Annotated in this window: 22 protein-coding genes; 9 read left to right on the plus strand and 13 right to left on the minus strand. The window is 73.3% G+C overall.

Annotated elements, in window-relative coordinates:
• Positions 1-9: 9 nt before the first annotated feature.
• Complete coding sequence (locus ACFRCG_RS04675; protein WP_380028743.1) at positions 10-492, minus strand: NUDIX domain-containing protein; 483 nt, start codon at positions 490-492, stop codon at positions 10-12.
• A 94-nt stretch (positions 493-586) separates the two neighbouring features.
• On the minus strand, positions 587-1153 hold the full coding sequence (locus ACFRCG_RS04680) for a TetR/AcrR family transcriptional regulator (RefSeq protein WP_380028745.1): 567 nt from the start codon (positions 1151-1153) through the stop codon (positions 587-589).
• Between the two features lie 224 nt (positions 1154-1377).
• On the opposite strand from ACFRCG_RS04680, the gene ACFRCG_RS04685 reads away from it, so the two are divergent.
• Positions 1378-2292 carry a TIGR03620 family F420-dependent LLM class oxidoreductase gene (locus tag ACFRCG_RS04685; protein ID WP_380028748.1) on the plus strand — a complete coding sequence of 305 codons (915 nt, stop codon included), beginning with the start codon at positions 1378-1380 and terminating at the stop codon, positions 2290-2292.
• A 24-nt stretch (positions 2293-2316) separates the two neighbouring features.
• Here the strand turns inward: ACFRCG_RS04685 and ACFRCG_RS04690 are convergent, their stop codons facing one another.
• The 3 genes from ACFRCG_RS04690 to ACFRCG_RS04700 are packed head-to-tail and all read right to left on the minus strand — an operon-like array spanning position 2317 to position 4699.
• On the minus strand, positions 2317-3465 hold the full coding sequence (locus tag ACFRCG_RS04690; protein ID WP_380028750.1) for a hypothetical protein: 1149 nt from the start codon (positions 3463-3465) through the stop codon (positions 2317-2319).
• Between the two features lie 14 nt (positions 3466-3479).
• Positions 3480-4196 carry a 2OG-Fe(II) oxygenase gene (locus tag ACFRCG_RS04695; protein WP_380028752.1) on the minus strand — a complete coding sequence of 239 codons (717 nt, stop codon included), beginning with the start codon at positions 4194-4196 and terminating at the stop codon, positions 3480-3482.
• Positions 4193-4699 (minus strand): methylated-DNA--[protein]-cysteine S-methyltransferase, encoded by a 507-nt coding sequence (locus tag ACFRCG_RS04700; protein ID WP_380028800.1) that lies wholly within the window; start codon positions 4697-4699, stop codon positions 4193-4195. Before ACFRCG_RS04700 ends, ACFRCG_RS04695 begins: the two co-directional genes overlap by 4 nt.
• A gap of 249 nt (positions 4700-4948) precedes the next feature.
• Between ACFRCG_RS04700 and ACFRCG_RS04705 the strand changes: the two genes are divergently transcribed.
• Together ACFRCG_RS04705 and ACFRCG_RS04710 are read left to right on the plus strand one after the other, a co-directional pair.
• Positions 4949-5500: a GNAT family N-acetyltransferase gene (locus tag ACFRCG_RS04705; RefSeq protein WP_380028754.1), complete on the plus strand. Its 552-nt coding sequence runs from the start codon at positions 4949-4951 to the stop codon at positions 5498-5500.
• Between the two features lie 148 nt (positions 5501-5648).
• Positions 5649-6842, plus strand: a complete 1194-nt coding sequence (locus ACFRCG_RS04710) for a serine hydrolase domain-containing protein (protein WP_380028756.1) — start codon at positions 5649-5651, stop codon at positions 6840-6842.
• Positions 6843-6857: 15 nt separating this feature from the next.
• Here ACFRCG_RS04710 and ACFRCG_RS04715 read toward each other — a convergent pair whose 3' ends face one another.
• Together ACFRCG_RS04715 and ACFRCG_RS04720 are read right to left on the minus strand one after the other, a co-directional pair.
• Entirely contained in the window at positions 6858-7193 is a 336-nt protein-coding gene (locus tag ACFRCG_RS04715) for a VOC family protein (RefSeq protein ID WP_380001652.1), read from the minus strand.
• Positions 7194-7268: 75 nt separating this feature from the next.
• Positions 7269-7955: a TetR/AcrR family transcriptional regulator gene (locus ACFRCG_RS04720; protein WP_380028758.1), complete on the minus strand. Its 687-nt coding sequence runs from the start codon at positions 7953-7955 to the stop codon at positions 7269-7271.
• Positions 7956-8067: 112 nt separating this feature from the next.
• Here ACFRCG_RS04720 and ACFRCG_RS04725 point away from each other — a divergent pair, with 112 nt between their 5' ends.
• Both ACFRCG_RS04725 and ACFRCG_RS04730 read left to right on the plus strand, forming a co-directional pair.
• A complete protein-coding gene (locus tag ACFRCG_RS04725) occupies positions 8068-8703 on the plus strand; it encodes an NAD(P)-dependent oxidoreductase (RefSeq protein ID WP_380028760.1) in 636 nt (211 codons plus the stop codon).
• Between the two features lie 126 nt (positions 8704-8829).
• Positions 8830-9213, plus strand: coding sequence for a DUF488 domain-containing protein (locus ACFRCG_RS04730; protein ID WP_380028762.1), 384 nt, complete (start codon positions 8830-8832; stop codon positions 9211-9213).
• Here ACFRCG_RS04730 and ACFRCG_RS04735 read toward each other — a convergent pair.
• Complete coding sequence (locus ACFRCG_RS04735; protein WP_380028764.1) at positions 9210-10400, minus strand: amidohydrolase family protein; 1191 nt, start codon at positions 10398-10400, stop codon at positions 9210-9212. The genes ACFRCG_RS04730 and ACFRCG_RS04735 overlap by 4 nt on opposite strands.
• A gap of 97 nt (positions 10401-10497) precedes the next feature.
• Entirely contained in the window at positions 10498-11127 is a 630-nt protein-coding gene (locus ACFRCG_RS04740) for an NADPH-dependent F420 reductase (protein WP_380028766.1), read from the minus strand.
• Between the two features lie 107 nt (positions 11128-11234).
• Between ACFRCG_RS04740 and ACFRCG_RS04745 the strand changes: the two genes are divergently transcribed.
• Complete coding sequence (locus tag ACFRCG_RS04745) at positions 11235-11606, plus strand: winged helix-turn-helix transcriptional regulator (RefSeq protein ID WP_380028768.1); 372 nt, start codon at positions 11235-11237, stop codon at positions 11604-11606.
• 61 nt (positions 11607-11667) lie between these two features.
• Here the strand turns inward: ACFRCG_RS04745 and ACFRCG_RS04750 are convergent, their stop codons facing one another.
• Positions 11668-13044, minus strand: coding sequence for an MFS transporter (locus ACFRCG_RS04750; protein ID WP_380028770.1), 1377 nt, complete (start codon positions 13042-13044; stop codon positions 11668-11670).
• A gap of 101 nt (positions 13045-13145) precedes the next feature.
• Between ACFRCG_RS04750 and ACFRCG_RS04755 the strand changes: the two genes are divergently transcribed.
• Entirely contained in the window at positions 13146-14102 is a 957-nt protein-coding gene (locus tag ACFRCG_RS04755; protein WP_380028772.1) for a helix-turn-helix transcriptional regulator, read from the plus strand.
• A 39-nt stretch (positions 14103-14141) separates the two neighbouring features.
• Here the strand turns inward: ACFRCG_RS04755 and ACFRCG_RS04760 are convergent, their stop codons facing one another.
• Both ACFRCG_RS04760 and ACFRCG_RS04765 read right to left on the minus strand, forming a co-directional pair.
• A complete protein-coding gene (locus ACFRCG_RS04760) occupies positions 14142-14939 on the minus strand; it encodes an exodeoxyribonuclease III (RefSeq protein WP_380028773.1) in 798 nt (265 codons plus the stop codon).
• A gap of 116 nt (positions 14940-15055) precedes the next feature.
• Positions 15056-15571, minus strand: coding sequence for an NUDIX domain-containing protein (locus tag ACFRCG_RS04765; RefSeq protein ID WP_380028776.1), 516 nt, complete (start codon positions 15569-15571; stop codon positions 15056-15058).
• A 319-nt stretch (positions 15572-15890) separates the two neighbouring features.
• Between ACFRCG_RS04765 and ACFRCG_RS04770 the strand changes: the two genes are divergently transcribed.
• Complete coding sequence (locus ACFRCG_RS04770; protein ID WP_380028778.1) at positions 15891-16106, plus strand: hypothetical protein; 216 nt, start codon at positions 15891-15893, stop codon at positions 16104-16106.
• Between the two features lie 256 nt (positions 16107-16362).
• The gene (locus tag ACFRCG_RS04775; RefSeq protein WP_380028781.1) at positions 16363-17355 is read left to right on the plus strand and encodes an asparaginase; all 993 of its coding nucleotides are present in this window, start codon (positions 16363-16365) and stop codon (positions 17353-17355) included.
• Positions 17356-17431: 76 nt separating this feature from the next.
• Here ACFRCG_RS04775 and ACFRCG_RS04780 read toward each other — a convergent pair whose 3' ends face one another.
• The gene (locus tag ACFRCG_RS04780) at positions 17432-17947 is read right to left on the minus strand and encodes a DUF6228 family protein (protein ID WP_380028783.1); all 516 of its coding nucleotides are present in this window, start codon (positions 17945-17947) and stop codon (positions 17432-17434) included.
• Between the last annotated feature and the right edge of the window lie 94 nt (positions 17948-18041).

Here is an 18041-nt window from a genome sequence, read left to right on the forward strand (position 1 = left end):
GCGCCCGATTCACTCCACGCCCTCCACGTACATCCCCCCACCGCTCGCCCGCGCCCGCAGCGCCGCCCGCAGTCGCGCGGCCCGCCCCGGCGGCATCGCCGCCGCGCCCTGATCCGGCGTCAGCAGGTGCCACGCCCGCAACTCGTCGGCCTGGAGTCGGATTTGCCCGATCCGCTCGGCCGTCAACACACCCCCGTCGAACAGCCAGCGCATACCGCCGCGATGCCCGCCCGCCGGCGTCACCCACTGCGCCACGAGCAGGTTCGGCGCACCGTCGAGGACGATCCCCAACTCCTCCCGCACCTCCCGGACGCAGCCCTCCCACGGCGACTCCCCCGGCTCCAGGATCCCGCCGGGAAACTCCAACCCGGGCTTGTAGTCCGGCTCGACGAGCAGCACCCGCCCCTCGGCATCGAAGAACAACGCCCCCGCGGCGCCGGTGATCCGCACGTCCGCCGCGTCTTTCGCCCGCCCATTCGCCTGACTGTCCATGTCCCGCAGTCTGGCCGAGCCGCCCGCACGCGCTCCGAGCGGGTCGCCGCGCATCCCACCCGCGTGTTCCCCCACCCGTCGGGGGCGCACGTACTCAGCCGCGCGTCGCCAGCCCGAAGACCACCACGTCGAGCAGCCGGGGCAACCGCTCCGGATCGTCCACCTCACGCTGCTCGTGCGCCCACGCGATCCCGTGCGCGAGGGTGAACAACCCGTCCGTGTCGATGTCGGCGCGCACCTCCCCCACCGCCTGCGCGCGGGTGAGCAGAGCGGCGCCGGCCTCGCGCATCGCATGGCAGGAGGCGTACAACTCCGACGTCTCGTCGGCGAGCGTGGCCATCAGCGCCGCGCTCATCCCCCGAAACGTACCGGCCCCCTCGATCAGCAACCGCAACCACGTGGCCAGCGCGTCCCGCGCGCGGTCGGCGTCGCGCAACGCCTCGGCCCGCGCGGTGAGGCCGTCGTACCGATCCCGCACCACCGCCTCGACGAGCGCGTCGCGCGTCGGGAAATGCCGGTACAGCGTCCCGATCCCGACCCCGGCCCGCCGGGCCAACTCCTCCAGCGACGCGTCGACGCCCTGCTCGCGGAACACCACCCGGGCCTCGGCGAGCAGCCGCTCGTAGTTGCGCCGCGCATCGGCGCGCATCGGCCGGCTCATCGGCACTCCCTCTCGAACGACACCACGATTGTCAAACGGAGCCTGCCTCCATATGGTGGAAGAGGCAAACCGGAGGACCCCTCCGGAATGCCGGGCGGAGCCGTGCCCCGGGCGGAGCCCTGTCCACAGGCGGAGCCATGCCATCGGGCGGAGCATGCCACGAAGCACCGCCGGCCCCACCCCGCACCCCACCCGCACACCCCGACGAACCGAAACGGAACCCGATGACGCACGACAAGACCGCCCTCGGCCGACTCGGCCTGTGGACCTTCGCGTTCGACGGTCGTCCCGCCGGCGCGGTACGCGACGCGGCCGCCGAGATCGAGGCCCTCGGCTACGGCGGCCTGTGGGTCGGCGAGGGCATCGGCCGCGAGGCCACGACGCATGCCCAACTCCTGCTGTCGGCCACGCGTACGCTCCCGGTCGCCACCGGCATCGCGATCATGTCCGAGCGCACCCCGCGCCTGATGGCCGCCGCCGAGGCCACGCTCAACGAGGCGTATCCGGGCCGCTTCGTGCTGGGCCTGGGCGGCCACCGCGCCGCCGGGCAGGCGGACATCCCCGGCATGCCCAAGGCGAACACCGCCCCGGCCGTCGCGGGCGTCGGCGCGTACCTCGACGAGATGGACGCCGCGGTACTCGTCGGCGACCCGCCCGAGCGCCCCGCCCGCCGTGTGCTCGCCGCCCTCGGCCCCGGGATGCTCGCCCTCGCCGGCCGCCGGACCTGGGGCGCGCACACCTACCTGGTCACGGTGGACCACACCGCGCTCGCCCGGGAGACGATGGGCCCGGATCCGTACCTGTCCGTGGCGCTGACCGTGGTCCCGTCCCCGACGGCCGACCGGACCCGGGCCCTGGAGGTCGCGCGCGGCTTCGTGGCCGGCTACCAGGCCGCCCGACACCAGGTGAACAACCTCCGCCGACTCGGCTTCAGCCGGGCCGAACTCGACGGCGAGGGCACGCGCCTGGTCGACTCCCTGTTCGCGATCGGCGACCCCGAGACCATCGCCAAGCGCGTCCGCGAACACCTCGACGCGGGCGCCGACCACGTCTGCCTCCAGGTCCTCACCCCGGACCAGGGCCGCATCCCGCTCGACGAGTGGCGCGAACTCGCGGCATTGATACCGGAGTTCGCCTGACCAGCCGGGCGCATGCCGGCGTTCCTACCGAGGGGCGTAGACCACGTGCTCGAAGGGCCACCGGGCGGCGAGCCACGCGGACACCTCGTGGTGGAGCGGAGCGTCGAGGTCGGCCCGGTCGGCCCGCACCCACGAGCGCACGTTGGTGATCGACGGGTCGTCCCGGTCGGGGTAGATGTACACACACCCGATGACGTCCTCGACGCCCTCCGCGCCCCCGACGGCGAGCACCGTATAGGTGAAGCCCACTCGCCGCGCGAAGTCGTCCGCGTGCTTGACCAGGTCGCGCAGGTTGTCCGCCGGGGCCATGCCCTCCGGCGGCGGCCAGTGGCGGCCGGCGAAACCCGGCGTGGCGCGGATGTGGTCGATACTCGAGGTCCACGCGGCGAGGTCGGCCTCGTTGTGCCGGGCCGCCAGGGGCTCCAGCCGGAAGGACGGCGTGCTCGGCGGCGGGGGGATCACGAAGTCGTCCGGGACGAGAGTGCTTTCGGCCATGATCGGAGCGTACGACAGGAAGCCGGTGGTCGCGCCCCACTCCTCTCCCGCGTCCCTGATCGCGTCCGCCAACGACGCGAACCCATACGTGCGTTCCGGGTCCCAATCGGTACTCCGCAACAACCGCTCCCGCATCCCCGCCCACCCCCGCGCCATGCCCGCCACCACCCAGGCGTCCGGCGCGTGGGCGGTCAACCGCAGTGCCGGGCGCAGCCACGAGGCGGCCTGCTCGGGCCAGGACACGACGCTCACCACCTCGCCCGGCCAGGCCGCCGCGAGCGCGTGTGCGGCGGCGGTGGACGCGCGGTCTCGGCCGTGTCCGATCGCCAGCGTGCGCCGACCGGCCAACTTCCGGAGCAGGTCGGCCAGTTCCGCCTCGGTGTGCGGCGCGGGCGGGCGGCCCTTCCAGCGGGCGTACTCGGCCGGCAGGCACACCGCGCAGGGCCGGAACCCCGCCGCCACCGCGTCCGCCTCGGTCGCGAAGAAGACCCGGCTCGCCACGTAGCCGCCGCGCGCGATCGCCCGCAACGCGCTGCGGCAGTCCAGCCGCCCGTAGAGCCGGCCGTTCGTGGTTCCGCCCAGGGCGCCGGGGATCGCACTGCGGTAGGGCCGCCCGTCCGGCCCGATCAGCGTGTACCCGCCACCCACGCCACCGGCACCGCCGTTCACGGCACTCACAGCGCTCACGTCACTCACGCCGCGTCGTGGAAGACGAGGCCGAGGGTGCGGCGCCGGCCCGAGTGGACCGTGCTGACCCCGTGCCGGACCGGGGCGGCCGACCAGCCCCGGGTCGAGCGGATCGGCCGGTCCCGGGTGGTGAAGACCAGCCCGTGCCCCTGCGGCAGGCTGATCGCGGTCCCGCGCGACTGCGCCCGGAAGCGCTGTTCGGCCAACAGGAATTCGCCGCCCGTGTAGTCGACGCCGGGCTCGTCGAGGCCGATCACCACCTGGAGCGGGAAGACCAGATCGCCGTACAGATCGCGGTGCAGCGCGTTCCAGTCCCCCGGCCCGTAGCGCAGCAGGATCGGCGTCGGCCGGGTCTGGCCCGCCGCATGACACATCGTCAGCCACTCGTCGAGGGTGTCCGGCCAGGGTGCCGGCCGGCCCAGCCGCTCCGCCCACGCACGGGCGATCGGCAGCAGGTGCGGGTAGCAGGACGCGCGCAGCGACGCGATCGGCTCCGGGACGGGTGCGGCGAAGTAGCGGTACCGGCCGGCCCCGAACCGGTGTCCGGCCATGTCGATCGTGGCCCGGAACAGTTCGGGTCGGTCGTACAGATCCGCGATCTCCCGGCAGGTGTCCGGGTCCAGGATCCGGTGGGTCAGCGCGTGGCCGTGCTCGTCGAGGCGCGCGGCGAGGTCGGTGCCGCTCGCCGGTTCGGCGGCGAAGAGGGTGTCCACGGCGCTCACCCCAGCCGCGCCGGCAGCGCGCCCTCGTGGTCGAGCAGGTATTCCTTGCGGTCGAGCCCGCCGGCGTAGCCGCGCAGCGCGCCGTCCGCGCCGATCACCCGGTGGCACGGGCGGATCAGGAGCAGCGGGTTGGCGCCGATCGCGGTGCCCACCGCGCGGACGCCCGCCCGCGAGGTGCCCACGCGTTCGGCGATCGCGCCGTACGTGGTCGTGGTGCCGTACGGGACCTCGTCGACCGCGGCCCAGATCCGCTCCTGGAAGGCCGAGCCGCGCGGGGCCAACGGCAGGTCGAAGTCGCGCAGTTCGCCCGCGAAGTAGGCGCCGAGTTGACGCACCGGCTCGGCGAACACGGTCGCGTCCGCACGCGAGTGGGCGGGCACCCGGGCCCCGCCCTTCTGGCCGGGTACGGACAGCGAGGTCAGCGCGACCGTGCCGTCGGCTCGCTCCTCGCCGATCAGCAGCAGCTCGCCGAGCGGGCTGTCGAGGGTGGTGTGGACGGTCATCATGGCACCTTTCGCCAAGACCGCGGCCGTGGGCCGCGAGTACCGATCCCGGTGCGACACCGGGGCTTCCACCACCCACTGTGCGCGATCCGCGGCGCACCGTCCGGCGGGAATCGGACATGGCGTTGAGGCCGGAAGGCACGTCGCGTCGCGGCTCGAAGGCACCTCGCGTCGCGGCCCGATCCGGTGGCGTGCGAAAGCCCGAAAACGCGTTCCCCGAGCCGCCGCCGGATCATGCACGATGGTCCCATGATCGAAACCGACCGCCTCCTGCTCCGCCGCTGGCACGACGACGACCTGCCCGCGCTCACCGCCATGCACGCCGACCCCGAGGTGATGCGCTACGTCGGCGGCGGGCTGCCGCTTACCCCCGAAGAGAGCGCCGCGGCCCTGGCCCGCTACGAACGCGACTGGGAGGCACGCGGGTTCGGTCTGTTCGCGATCGAACTGCGCACGCCCGACCCGGGCCCGGTCGGCACGGTCGTCGGCTGGGCGGGCCTGGCCGTACCGGAGTTCCTGCCGGAGATCCTGCCCGCCGTCGAGATCGGCTGGCGACTGGCCCGGCCGTACTGGGGCCACGGCATCGCCACCGAGGCCGCCGTCGAGGTGCTGCGCTTCGCGTTCGAGTACGCCCGCGTCCCGCGCCTGGTGAGCGTGTGCCACGTCGACAACGCCGCCTCGGCCAACGTGATGACGAAGCTCGGCATGACCGAGGAGCGCCGCACCGTGGTCCCGGGCCGCGACAATCGGGTCCTGGTCACCGAACTCTCCCGGGGTCGCTACCTGCGCGGCCGGGCCTGACCGCCCGCAACGTGCCGCTCGCGTCGTCCCGTGCGTCGATGCTCTACTGATGCGCGGCTCCGGCCGCCGACCGGTCCGATCCGGTTCGATCCGATCCGAGACGAGTGCGCACAACAGGGAGAGTGGCGTCGTGGGTTCTGCTTCGGGTATGCCGCGCTGGGGTCGGACCGTGCCGGCCCTGGCCGGGGCCGCGGCCGGGGCGGTGTGGCTCTGGCGGCATCAGGGCGATCTGATGATGCGGCGTCCGGTGAACGAGTGGACCTTCACCCACATGCACGCGCTGATGCCCAAGACCGTCGTCCCGCGCGCCGCGACGGCGTCCCCGTGGCCGGAGCGGCCCGAGTCGATCGAGGCGACCTACACCCTCGACCGGGTCGAGCGCCCGCTCGCGGACCTGCACGCGCGCACCTTCACCACGTCGTTCCTGGTGCTGCATCGCGGGGCGATCGTGCACGAGGGTTATCCGGGCCGCTGCGCCGGGCCGGGTGTGCGCTTCCAGGCGTTCTCCCTGACCAAGTCGGTGACCTCGATCCTGGTCGGCATCGCACTGGCCGAGGGCGCGATCACGAGTCTGAACGACCCGGTCGTGACGTACTGCCCGGACCTGGCCGGGACCGCGTTCGAGGGGCCCACCGTCGAGCAGGTGTCGGACATGTGCAGCGGCGTCGGCGCGGTCGAGGACTGGACCGTCCCGGACAGCGCGATCAACCGCTTCGAACGCGCTGTCACCGGCGGCGGATCGATCCTGGACGTGATCCGCTCGCTGCCCCGGATGAGCCCGCCGGGCACCGCGTTCAACTACTCGACGATCGACACGCAGGTGCTGGGGTGGGTCCTGGAAGGCGCGACGGGGATGCCGCTCGCGGAGTACGCCGCAAGCCGGCTGTGGTCCCGGATCGGCACCGAGGACGACGCGTACTACTTCCTCACCCGGGGTCGCCCGCGCACCGCGCTCGGCGGCGGCTCGCTCAACGCGAGCACCCGCGACCTGGCCCGGATCGGCCTGCTGATGGCCCGCGACGGCGAGTGGGCGGGCGAGCGGATCGTGCCGAAGGAGTGGGTGGCGCGCAGCCGCGGCCGCGACGTTCCGCACATCGCGGTCGGCGCACTCGGCCCGAGCGGCCGACCGCACTACGGCTATTCGAGCCAGTGGTGGACCCTCGGCGGCGCGCGGCGCGCCTTCACCGGCATCGGCGTCTTCGGCCAATACCTCTACGTGGACCCCGAAGCCGACGTCGTCATCGTCAAGACCAGCGCCTGGCCCACCGCCGACGACGAGCTCCTGGACCGGGAAACCATCACCGCCTTGCGGGCGTTGGCGGACCACCTGAACCGGCGCTGAGTCCGGGCGCCGCGGCTACCCCGAGACGCAGAACTCGTTGCCGTCCGGGTCCTGCATGGTGGTCCAGTTCAGCCCGGGCGCGCTGCGATCCCCCACCACCGTGGCGCCGAGCCCGACCAGCCGGTCGACCGCCGCGACGCGGTCGGGGGCGGAGAAGTCGATGTGCAGCCGGTTCTTGCCGACCCGCGGCTCCGGCACCTGCTGGAAGCCGAGGACCAGCGGCTCGGCCGCGACCATGACGAACTCGCCGAAGTCCTGGGCGATCTCCACGCCCAGCGCGTCCGCCCACCAGGCGGCGAGCCGGCCCGCGTCGGCGCAGTCGATCGTGATCATGTGGGGTGTCAGTTCCATGCGCGCACGATATGAGCCCGGACCGACATCGCGGGCGGACCTTCGCTGACCGGAGTGTCGCAGCCCGCGCCGACATCAGCTACGGGCGATGCCGCGCATCAGCGTGCGGGCGGTGCTCGCGGCGAATTCGGCCACCGGCTGACCGTCCTCGACGCCCATGAAGTGCCGCAGGAACGCCCGCTGGTAGCACGCGCCCAGGAGCAGCGCGGCGGCCGCGTCGGGATCGACCTCGGGCGCGATCCGGCCCCGATCGCGCTCCACCGCGAGGTAGTCGGCGAGCATGCGCAGCGGTACCTGCGGACCGGCGCCGATGCCGCGCAGTGCCTCGCGGTGCCGGTGCAGCAGCGCGGGTTCGGCGAACAGGGACGAGGCGATCGGCATGCTCTCCTCGTAGAACTCCACGGCGCGGCGCACGATCGCCGCCAACCGCCGCTCCACGGCGCCGCCGCCCGCGTCCGCGCCCGCCCCGGACCCGGCCGACTCGCCCGCCTCGCCCGACTCGCCCGCCTCGCCGGAGAGTTGCGCGAGCAGCGGCCCCAGTGGCGGCAGCCGCTCCTGGAGGACCGCGACGAACAGCTCCTCCTTGCCGGTGAAGTGCTTGTACAGCGCGGCCTCCGAGCACCCGGCGGCACGCGCGATCTCCTTCGTGGTGGTCCGCGCCAGGCCGAGCGTACGCATCAGATGCTCGGCGGCGTCGACGATGCGCTGCCGGGTGGGCGCCGGCGCCTGCCGGTCCGCGCCCGAGTGGGGCGAGTGGTGCATCGGGGCGGTCGTCCGTTCGTCGTGGGCGGTCCGGGCCGGGCTTGACGTATTGGTGAGCAAGTATTCACCATGGAGGGGTGAGTGAACACTCACCCACCTCGGGAGGCGACACATGAGGCTCACCGTTCTCGGCGCGACGGGCGCCACCGGCGGACACGTCCTGCGGCAGGCCGCGGCGGCCGGACACAAGATCACGGCCGTGGTTCGGGCACCGTCCCGGCCCGACTTCGAACACCCGAACATCGACGTCGTCCGGGCCGACGTGACGAATCCGGCCGAGTTGCGCGAGGCGATCGACGGGCACGACGCGGTGCTCTCCGGCATCGGCCCGCGCAACCGCAAGGCCACCGGGATCGCCGCCGCCGCGACCGCCGCGATCATCACCGCGATGGCCGACACGGGCGTGCGGCGCCTGGTGACGATCAGCGCCGCGCCGGTGGGCCCGACACCGTCCGAGGACTCGATCCTCGTCCGCAAGGGCCTGATCCCGATCCTGCGCTCGATGCTCAAGGACGTATACGCGGACCTGGCGGCGATGGAGGCCGAACTCGCCCGCAGCGACACCGACTGGACCGCGATGCGACCGCCGAAGCTGACCAAGGCGGCCGTCACCGGCGTGTACCGCACGCAGATCGGCGGCAGCGTGCCACGCGGCGCCACGATCGCCCGAGCCGACGTGGCACACGCGATGCTCGCGGTCCTCGACGACCCGGCGACGTACCGCCAACCGGTCGGCATCGCGTACTGAACCCGCGCCGAACAGGCACACGCGAGCCCAACCCACGCGAGCGCACGCGCGGCCCGATGGTGGGACCGCCCGGCGGCGGGGTACACGCGGGCATCCGGCACCGACCCCCACCCGGAGGCAGCCACCATGGCCCAGCGCACCTCGGCCGGCGGACCCACCATCGCCGTCCGCCGCGTCTACGACCCCGTCGACCCGGACGACGGCCTGCGGATCCTGGCCGACCGCCTGTGGCCGCGCGGGATCACCAAGGCCGACGCCCGTCTCGACGACTGGGCCAAGGAGTTGACCCCGTCCACCGAGCTGCGCCGCGCGCTGCACGGCGGCAGTGTCACCGAGGCCGAATTCCGCGCCCGCTATCGCGCCGAACTCGACTCCCCGGCAGCCGAATCCGCCCGCACCGCGCTACTGACCCGAGCCGGCACGGGGCGGGTGACCCTGCTCACCGCCGTCCGCGATCCGTCCCACAGCCACGTCCCGGTCCTGATCGCGTACCTGAGCGAAAAGGGTTAGGTCAGGTCCGCCCAGGTCCCGCCGACCATGACCGCCCTGACGGCGGTGAGTGCCCCGATGCGGCCGACGGGGTCGCCCTCGCACAGCAGCAGGTCGGCGTCGTGGCCCGCGCGGAGCCGGCCCTTGCGGTTGCCGAGGCCCACCGCGTCGGCGGCGAGGGAGGTGGCGGACGCGAGGGCGTCGGTCGCCGAGACGCCGCCCCACACCAGGTCGGCGACGGCCGCCGGCAGGCTTCCGTGCGGCTTGGCGGCGCTGATTCCCGAGTCCGCTCCGGAGACGATGCGGACCCCGGCGCGGTGTGTGCGGGCCACGTGGGCGAGCCGGACCTCCCGGGTCGCTCCGATGCGCTCCAGCAACTCCCGCGCCGCCGGCGGCGGGAGCGCGTCGGGGTCGGTTCCGAGCGTGGGGCACACGGGGATGCCCCGGGCCGCGAGTCGGTCCAGCAGGTCGTCGGAGATCCGCACGCCCTGCTCGGTCAGGCAGGTCAGGTGCTCGATCCCGTCGGCGTGCGCGGCCAGGGCCTGTTCGACGGCGGGCAGGTTGTGCGCGTGCACCGTCACCGGCAAGCCGGCGGCGTGTGCCTCGTCCACGATCAGGCGCAGCTCCGCTTCGGTGAACTGGCAGTGCATCAGGTCGGTGCCCGGCGTCATCGTGCCGCCGCTGCCCATCACCTTGACCACGTCCGCCCCGCGCTCGGTCCGCTCGCGCACCGCCGCGCGCAATTGCTCCGGCCCGCCGGCCTGGGTACCGAATCGCCAACAGTGGCCCCCGGCACTGGTGATCGGCGGCCCCGCCGCCAGGATCGTCGGCACGGCCCGCCCGTCCGGCGCCCGATCGCGCCGCCGCAGCACCGACCAGTCGCGGTCGCCGAGATCGCGCACCACGGTCACCCCGACGGCCAGTTCGCGCCGCAGCGAGTCGTCGATCACGGCGTCGAGTTCGGCGGCGGAGTACTCGGGCAACCGGTCGAGCGCGCCGTCACGACCGTCGCCGCCGAGGTGGCTGTGCAGGTCGAACAGGCCGGGAAGGACGGTCGCCGTGGGGTGGTCGACCACCTCCCAGCCGTCCGGCACGTGTGCCTCGCCCGGTTCCAGTGCGACGATCCGACCGTCCGCGACGAAGACCGATACCGGCCCGGGCAGTGCGTGTTCGCCGTCGAAGGCGCGTGCGGCTCGGATCACCAGCATGTCGTTCACGTCCCTTCGGGGCCGGTCCCTGACCCCGCAAACCCTAGCCGGGACACGGCCGAAGCAGCCGGAACATCGGTGAAGGAACGGGGTCGGTCTACCCGTGGGCGTTCTCCGGCAGCGGCAACATCGCCCTCGGGTCCTGGCCGGCGAACCACATGCCGATCACGATCGCCGCGGTCGCCTCCAGGTATCCCGCTCGGTCCAGGCCGCCGACCGGCAGCGGTACCGATCCGATGTCGGCGACCAGGGTCTGTGCCACGGCCAGCGCCGTCGGGTCGTCACCGCACAGCGGTACGCCGAGGCCGGTGGCATGCGGGCCCGCCCACACCTCGGCCGCGCCCAGGTGGAACGCCTTGACCACGTGCGCCCCGGGCGCCGCCGCCGCGAGCGCGTCGGCCGCCGCCGGGCCGCCGTCCGTGCTCAACATCAGGCCGCCCGGTCCGGGGACGATCGGGTTCGAGCAGTCGAGGAGGGCCTTGCCGACCAGGCTCGGCGCCAGCGGCGGGACCACCTCACCGACCGCCGCGTACCCGACCGCCACCAGCACCGCCTCCCCGTGCCCGGCGGCCTCGGCGAACGTGCCCGCCCGCGCCCCGATCCGCTCGGCGAGCACCGCGGCCCGCTCCGCCGACCGGGCCCCGACCAGCACGTCGTGCCCGGCCCCGACCCACTTGGCCCCCAGCGCCGCCGCCATGTTGCCCGCACCCAGTATTCCGATTCGCATCGCGCTTCTCCCCATACGACCTACGACGTGTGTCTTTCCGACCCCACGACGCTAGGCGCGCCGATGCACACCGTTCGGTAAGTAACGACCGGGTGAGAATGGGTGCCATGACCGAGCACGAAGGCGAGTACGTCGCCGACTGCCGCGCCCGCGTCGCCTTCGACCTGCTCACCAACCGCTGGAACAGCGTGGTCGTCTACGCGCTGGCCGACGGCCCGATGCGGCCGGGCGCGCTGGCCGCGCGGATCGGCGGGATCAGCGCGAAGGTCCTCACCGAGACGTTGCGCCGGCTCGAATACCACGGCCTGGTGGACCGCCGAACCTACGCCGAGGCGCCACCGCGCGTCGAGTACGCGCTGACCGACCTGGGCGCATCCCTCCTGGTCCCCTTCCGGGCGCTGGGCGAGTGGTCCCTCGAATACGGCCACCGCGTCCTGGCCGCCCAGGACGCGGCTGAGGCCGCGGCGAACACCGGATGACATCCGCCGCGGCCCGGACCTCGTCGACGAACATCGGGGGCACCCCCGCGGCCCCCGAAGCTCACCGACGCAGTCGCGCCGCCGGCACGGTGGTGAGCAACACCGTCGCCGCGATCCACAACGCCGTCACCTCGCCCGCGCGGTGGAAGCCGCCGCCGACCGACAGGTACAGCGTGCCGAACACGGCCACCCCGAGCACCTGGCCGAGCTGGATCATCGTCACCATCAGGCCGGACGCGTCCGACGCCTGCGGCAGCGGCACCCGGCGCAGCGCCAGCGTCATCACCGGGCTGTACGCCACCCCGAGACCGAAACTGCCCACCGCCATCGTGGCGAGCAGCACCGGCAGCGGCTGCCCGGTGCGGAACGTCCACGCGTTGGCCGCGAAGCCGAGCGCGCCGATCGGCATCCCGATCATCGGCAACCGCGGATGCCACGCGGCGGGCAACACCTGCCAGCGCAGCGACACCGTCGCGAACACCAGCGAGGCCGGGATGAAGGTCAACCCCGCCTCCAGCGCCGAGTAGCCCAGGCCGCCCTGGACGTACAGCGCGGTGGAGAACATCAACCCGCCGAACGCCGTCATCGCGAGCAGCAGCGTCACCGCCCCCGGCAGCACCCCGGGCACCCGCAACAACGACGCCGGGATCAGCGGATGCGACGCACGCCGTTCGACGAACCCGAACAGCACGAACAACACCACGCATCCGGCCAGGCTCACCCACCCCCAGGTCGGCCAGTCCAACTCGTGCCCCATCACCAGCGGGACGACCAGGGCCAGCAGGGCGGGGGCGAGCAGGGCCAGACCGGGCAGGTCCAGGCCGCGTGCCGAGGGGATCCCGCCGTCGGGCAGCACCCGCCGCGCGAGCACGTACAGCACGATCCCGACCGGGATGTTGATCAGGAACACCGGCCGCCAGGACAACCCGAACAGGTCGGCGCTGACCAGGAGTCCGCCGAGCACCTGCCCGGCGACCATGCCACCGGCGATGGTCGCGGCGTAGCGCCCCATCGCCCGGGCCCGGTCGGCCCCGGCGTAGGTCGCCTGGATCAGATTGAGCACTTGGGGCACCATCAGCGCGGCGCCACCGCCCTGGACGGCGCGGGCCGCGATCAGCGATGTGTCGTCCCAGGCGAGCCCGCACGCCAGCGACGCGGCGGTGAAGACGACCAGGCCGACGCCGAAGACCCGGCGGAAACCGTGCCGTCCGCCGAGCCGGGAGCCGGTGACGATGAGCATCGCGTAGACGATGGTGTAGCCGGAGACGACCAGTTGCAGACCCGCGCCGCTGGTGTCCAGATCGGTACGGATGGTGGGGCCGGCGACGTTGACGACCGACGTGTCGAGCAGGGCCATGAACTGTGCGGTGAGCAACGCCGTCAGCAGGAGCGGATGGGCGCGCCGCGCCGTGGCCGGCGCGGCTGTTGTCGTGGTCATGCAAGGAGCGTGCGGGGGCGGCGATCCTGTTGCCGAGAGCCTGTCGATCCTGGTACCGAGAGCACCTGGCAGCCCGGCCCGGGAGCGGCGAGGATGGCCGCATGAGCACCAACACCGCCAGCCGGCGCACCGAGTTGGGCGCGTTCCTGCGCAGTCGGCGCGAGCGCCGCACCCCGGAGGAGGTCGGCCTGCCACCGGGTCTGCGCCGACGCACGCCGGGGCTGCGCCGCGAGGAGGTGGCGCTGCTCGCCGGGGTGGGGGTGACCTGGTACACCTGGCTCGAACAGGGTCGGCCGATCAACGCGAGCATCCAGGTGCTGGACGCGGTCGCACGCACCCTGGGTCTGGACCCGGCCGAGCGCACCCACCTGTACCGCCTCGCGCAGGTGCCCTGGGAGGTCGCGCCTCCGCCGGGGGCGACGCTGCCGGCGGAGATCCAGGAGATCCTGGACACGCTGGTCCCGCATCCGGCGGCGGTGTACAACGCCCGCTACGACGTGTTGGCCTGGAACGGCGCGTACTCCAGGCTGTTTCCGAGCATGGCCGACATGCCGATCGAGGAACGCAACGCGATCTGGGCCACGTTCACGTCGCGGGAGACGTGCAATCCGTTCATCGACCGGGCCTTCGAGGAACCGCGCATGGTCGCCGAGTTGCAGACCGCGTTCGCCCGGCACGTCGGTGAGCCGGAGTGGGAGTCGTTCGTCAGCCGACTGGCCGACGCCAGCCCGGAGTTCGCCCGACTGTGGGCCCGCCGTGAGGTCAATTCGGGCAGTCGGCACATCAAGCGGCTCCTGCATGTCGCGGTGGGCCGGCTGGATCTCTCGGCCACCCGGTTGCAGCTGAACGTCCCGGAGACCCGGATGATGGTCTACACCCCGGCCGACGACACGACCCGCGCCCGGATGGCCGAATTGATGGCGATGCCGGTCACTCCGTGGTGCTGCGACGAATGCCATACGAAGGCCATGCGGCGGCGCCGCGAAACGCTCCACGGCACGCCGAACGCACCCGGCACGGACCCCGACCCGATCCCGGAACCGGCGCGGATGTCGTAGGGGCCGGCCCGGGCGGATGCCGTGCGGACCCGCCCCCGCTCAGATGTCGTACGCCACCGTCACCGGCGCGTGATCGGACCAGCGCGCGTCGTAGCTGTCCGCCCGCTCGGTCACCGCCGTCAGCGCCACGTCGGCCAGTTCCGGGGTCGCGACGTGGTAGTCGATCCGCCACCCGGCGTCGGTGTCGAACGCCTTGCCACGGTACGACCACCACGAGTACGGCCCGGGGCCCTCGGGGTGGATCCGGCGGACCACGTCGTGCCAGTCGGCCGCGCCGAACAGGTCGGTGAGCCAGGCCCGCTCCTCGGGCAGGAACCCGGACTTCTTGACGTTGCCCTTCCAGTTCTTGATGTCGTGCTCGGTGTGCGCGATGTTCCAGTCCCCGCACACCAGCGACTCGCGCCCGCCGATCGCGGCCGTCGCGCGCATCACCTTCAGGTGCGCGAGCAGGTCGGCCATGAACCGGTTCTTCTCCTCCTGCTTGGGCGTCTCCGCCTCGCCGGTGGGCAGGTAGAGGCTGGCCACGGTCACCTTGGGCAGGTCGACCTCGATCCACCGCCCGGACGCGTCGAACTCGGCCGACCCGAAGCCGATCCGCACCGCGCTCGGCCGGATCCGGCTGTACACCGCGACGCCGGCCCGGCCCTTGGCGGTGGCGGGCGCGTAGTAGGCGTACCAGCCCTCGGGGTCGCGGACCTCGTCGCTGAGCTGGTCGGGCGTGGCCCGTACCTCCTGAAGGCACACCACATCGGCCTCGGTGGCGCCCAGCCACTCGGTGAAGCCCTTGCCGGCCGCGGCCCGCAGCCCGTTCACGTTGGCGGTGGAGACGGTGATCATCGGTGCAGATTAGCCCGTTTCGGCCCGGCTGTGCGGCGGGGGGGGGTGGGCCGGCCCGGCCGTCGGACACGGCGCGGAGGTGGGCCGGGCCGGGCGTCGGGCGCGGCGGCCCCCGGTCAGTCGAACATCGTCGCGTGCAGCGGCAGCCACGCGGCGCCCGGGCAACGGTCGGCGACCTCGGCCCGCCCGACCCACTCGGCCGCCCCGCACTCCGAGCCCGGCTCCGGGCGGGTGGGCGCGCCCGGGTCGGGCAGCCGCACGGCGTGGAAGGCCTGGAACGCCCTGGCCGGATACCGATAGCCGGCCGGCGGCGGCTCCGACAGGGTGATCCGCTGGCCGCCGAGCAGCGTCAACCGGCCCGCGTCCAGGCGCAGCCCCGTCTCCTCGGCCAGTTCCCGCGCCGCCGCCAGGGCCGGCGTCTCGCCCGGATCCAGGTGCCCACCCGGCACCTCCCAGCCGCGCCCCGGCCGGTCGACCCGGGTGAGCAACGTACGTCCCGGCGCGTCCACGGCGAACACGAAGCCGGTGGTCACGGCGTAGCCGGCGGGCACCTCGTCGCAGCGCAGCAACTCCATGCGATGCGCGACGGGGATCCAGTCCACGGTGAGCGATGCCAACACGATCGACGCCATGGGCCCATCCTGGCGGACCGGATCCCGGCCGGTGCCGGCGGAGTCCTCCCCGCCCGCCCGTACCGAACGACCGCAGGTGTCGTAAGCCTGGCGTTTGCCCAGGTCAGGGTGTTGTCGTGAGCGTCCCGGCGAGCCCGCCTCAGGGGACCTTAGGCAACCTTAGGCGACCTTACGTCGGCTTAGGCCGGCTCGGATCGGCTTAGGTATCCGGGGGGCGACGGATCCCCGGATAGATGCGGCATCCGCCTCATGTCCCGACCCCCACTGGGGCGCGAAGCTGTTACCACGAGCCGGGGAGACCGGGTCGAAGTAGCAGAAGGTGGACACAGTGATCGAGTACGAGCTTTACAAGAACCGTCAGCAGGAGCTTCTCACCGCCGCCAGTCGGGACCGGATGGTCGTGGCGGCCCTGCGCAGCCGGCGCGCCGCCGCAAAGGCCCGTCGGGCCGAGCGGGTGCAGCAGGAGGCGGTACAGAGCGCCGCGGCGATCGAGTCGCTGCGCATGCGTCGGAACCTGCAACTGCTCACCCGGTGACGGCGGCGATGACCCCCGACCCGCAGGCCGGCCCGACCGCACGATGTCGAATCCGGCCCGAGGAGCGGCACCGTCGCACGACGGCACCGAAGAGCACCCGACGACCCCGAGTGGACATACGTCCCTCGGGGTCGTTTCACGTGTGCCCCGATCGCCGAGACCTCCGCCGACGGGCGGGCCGGGCGGGGGCCGGTCCTCGGCGCGGGCGGATACCGTGTCCGGGTCCATCGCAGTGATCCACGGGAAGGTCCGACCGATGCACGTCGCGCTGTTCACGCTCGGGGGCACGATCGCCATGGCGGGCACCGACGGGTCCGCCGCCGGTCCGGTGGTGAGCCGGCTCACCGGCGCGGACCTGACCGCCGCCGTTCCCGGCCTGACCGAGTCGGGCGTGCGGCTGCGCGTACAGGACGTGCGGGCCGTACCCAGCGCCGACCTGACCTTCGCCCGGATCCTCGACGTGGTCGCCGCCGGATCGCGCGCGGTCGCCGAAGGCGCTGCGGGCGTTGTGGTCACCCAGGGCACCGACACCCTGGAGGAGACCGCCTACCTGGTCGACCTCGTGTGGCCGCACCCGGAGCCGTTCGTCCTCACCGGGGCGATGCGCAACCCGACCCTGGCGGGCCCCGACGGGCCGGCCAACCTGCTCGCCGCCGTGCGGGTCGCGGCGGCCGAACCGGCGCGCGGGCTCGGCGCGTTGGTGGTCCTGGGCGACGAGATCCACGCCGCACGCCGGGTCCGCAAGACACACAGCAGCAGCACGAGCGCGTTCGCCTCGCCCGACACCGGGCCGCTGGGCCGGGTGGTCGAGGAGCGGGTCCGGATCCTGACCGCTCCCCCACGACACACCCCGCTGCCGACGCCCCCGGCCGATGCCCTGGCCGAGACCCGCGTGGCGCTGTACCCGGCGACTTTCGACGACGACGGCGCGCTGCTCGCGGGCCTCCCGGGCGGCCATCGGGGGCTGGTGGTGGCCGGATTCGGCGTCGGCCACGTCTCGTCGGCGCTCGCCCCGACGCTGGGTGCGCTCGCCGAACACATCCCGGTCGTGCTGACCTCGCGCACGGGCGCCGGCCCCGTGCTGCGCCACACCTACGGCGCGATCGGTTCGGAGACCGACCTGCAACGCCGCGGCCTGCTCGACGGCGGCCTGCTCGACCCGTACAAGGCCCGCGTACTGCTGCGCCTGCTCCTCGCATCGGGCGCGGATCGCGCCGCGATCACGGAAGCGTTCACCGAACACGGGTGAGCGGGGGCGGCCGGGCGCGTCGCCGCGTTCGGCGCGGGCGGCTCGCGTCGGCACCGGCGCGACCGCCGTGGCGCGGTCACCCTCCCGCGCCGGCGAGGAAGTGCCGGACATCGGCCGCCAGCACCGACAACTGCTCCCCCGCCGCCAACACCGTCGTCGCCGAGGCGGTCCAGCGGCCGTCGGCGCTACGCCACGGCCGCAGTTCCCAGGTCAGCTCCACCCGGCCCCCCGACCGGAACACCGCCCTGACGGTCAGATCCCGATCGTCCGTACGCCAGGTCCGCTCACCGTCCCATCCCCCGAAGTCCCGGGCGAGGTCCGTCAAAAAGCCGTCGATCTCGGTCGCCTCACCACTCCAGCCCACCACCCGCTCCAGACGCGCGGCCAGCCCCGGCCCGCACAACTCGACCGTGTAGTTCACCAGTCGCGACGCCGGGGAGTGCGCGACGGCGACCTCGTCGTCCGGGCTGAACGCGTCCCGAAGACATATCCGGGTATCCCGGTCGTCGGCACACCGAACAACCACGTCGCGCACAGCGCTCGACTCGTCCGGCTCGTCCGCTTCATTCGCCGCGTCGAAGTGGGGATGCATCCGCCGAACCGTAGGGCAGACCACCCGCCCCCGTCATTCCGGTTACCCCGAAGCCCGACCCGGGCGGGCTACTTGCCCCCGCGCCGCGTGGGCG

This window comes from Embleya sp. NPDC056575, assembly GCF_042793325.1.
In the GTDB taxonomy this organism is placed as follows: domain Bacteria; phylum Actinomycetota; class Actinomycetes; order Streptomycetales; family Streptomycetaceae; genus Embleya.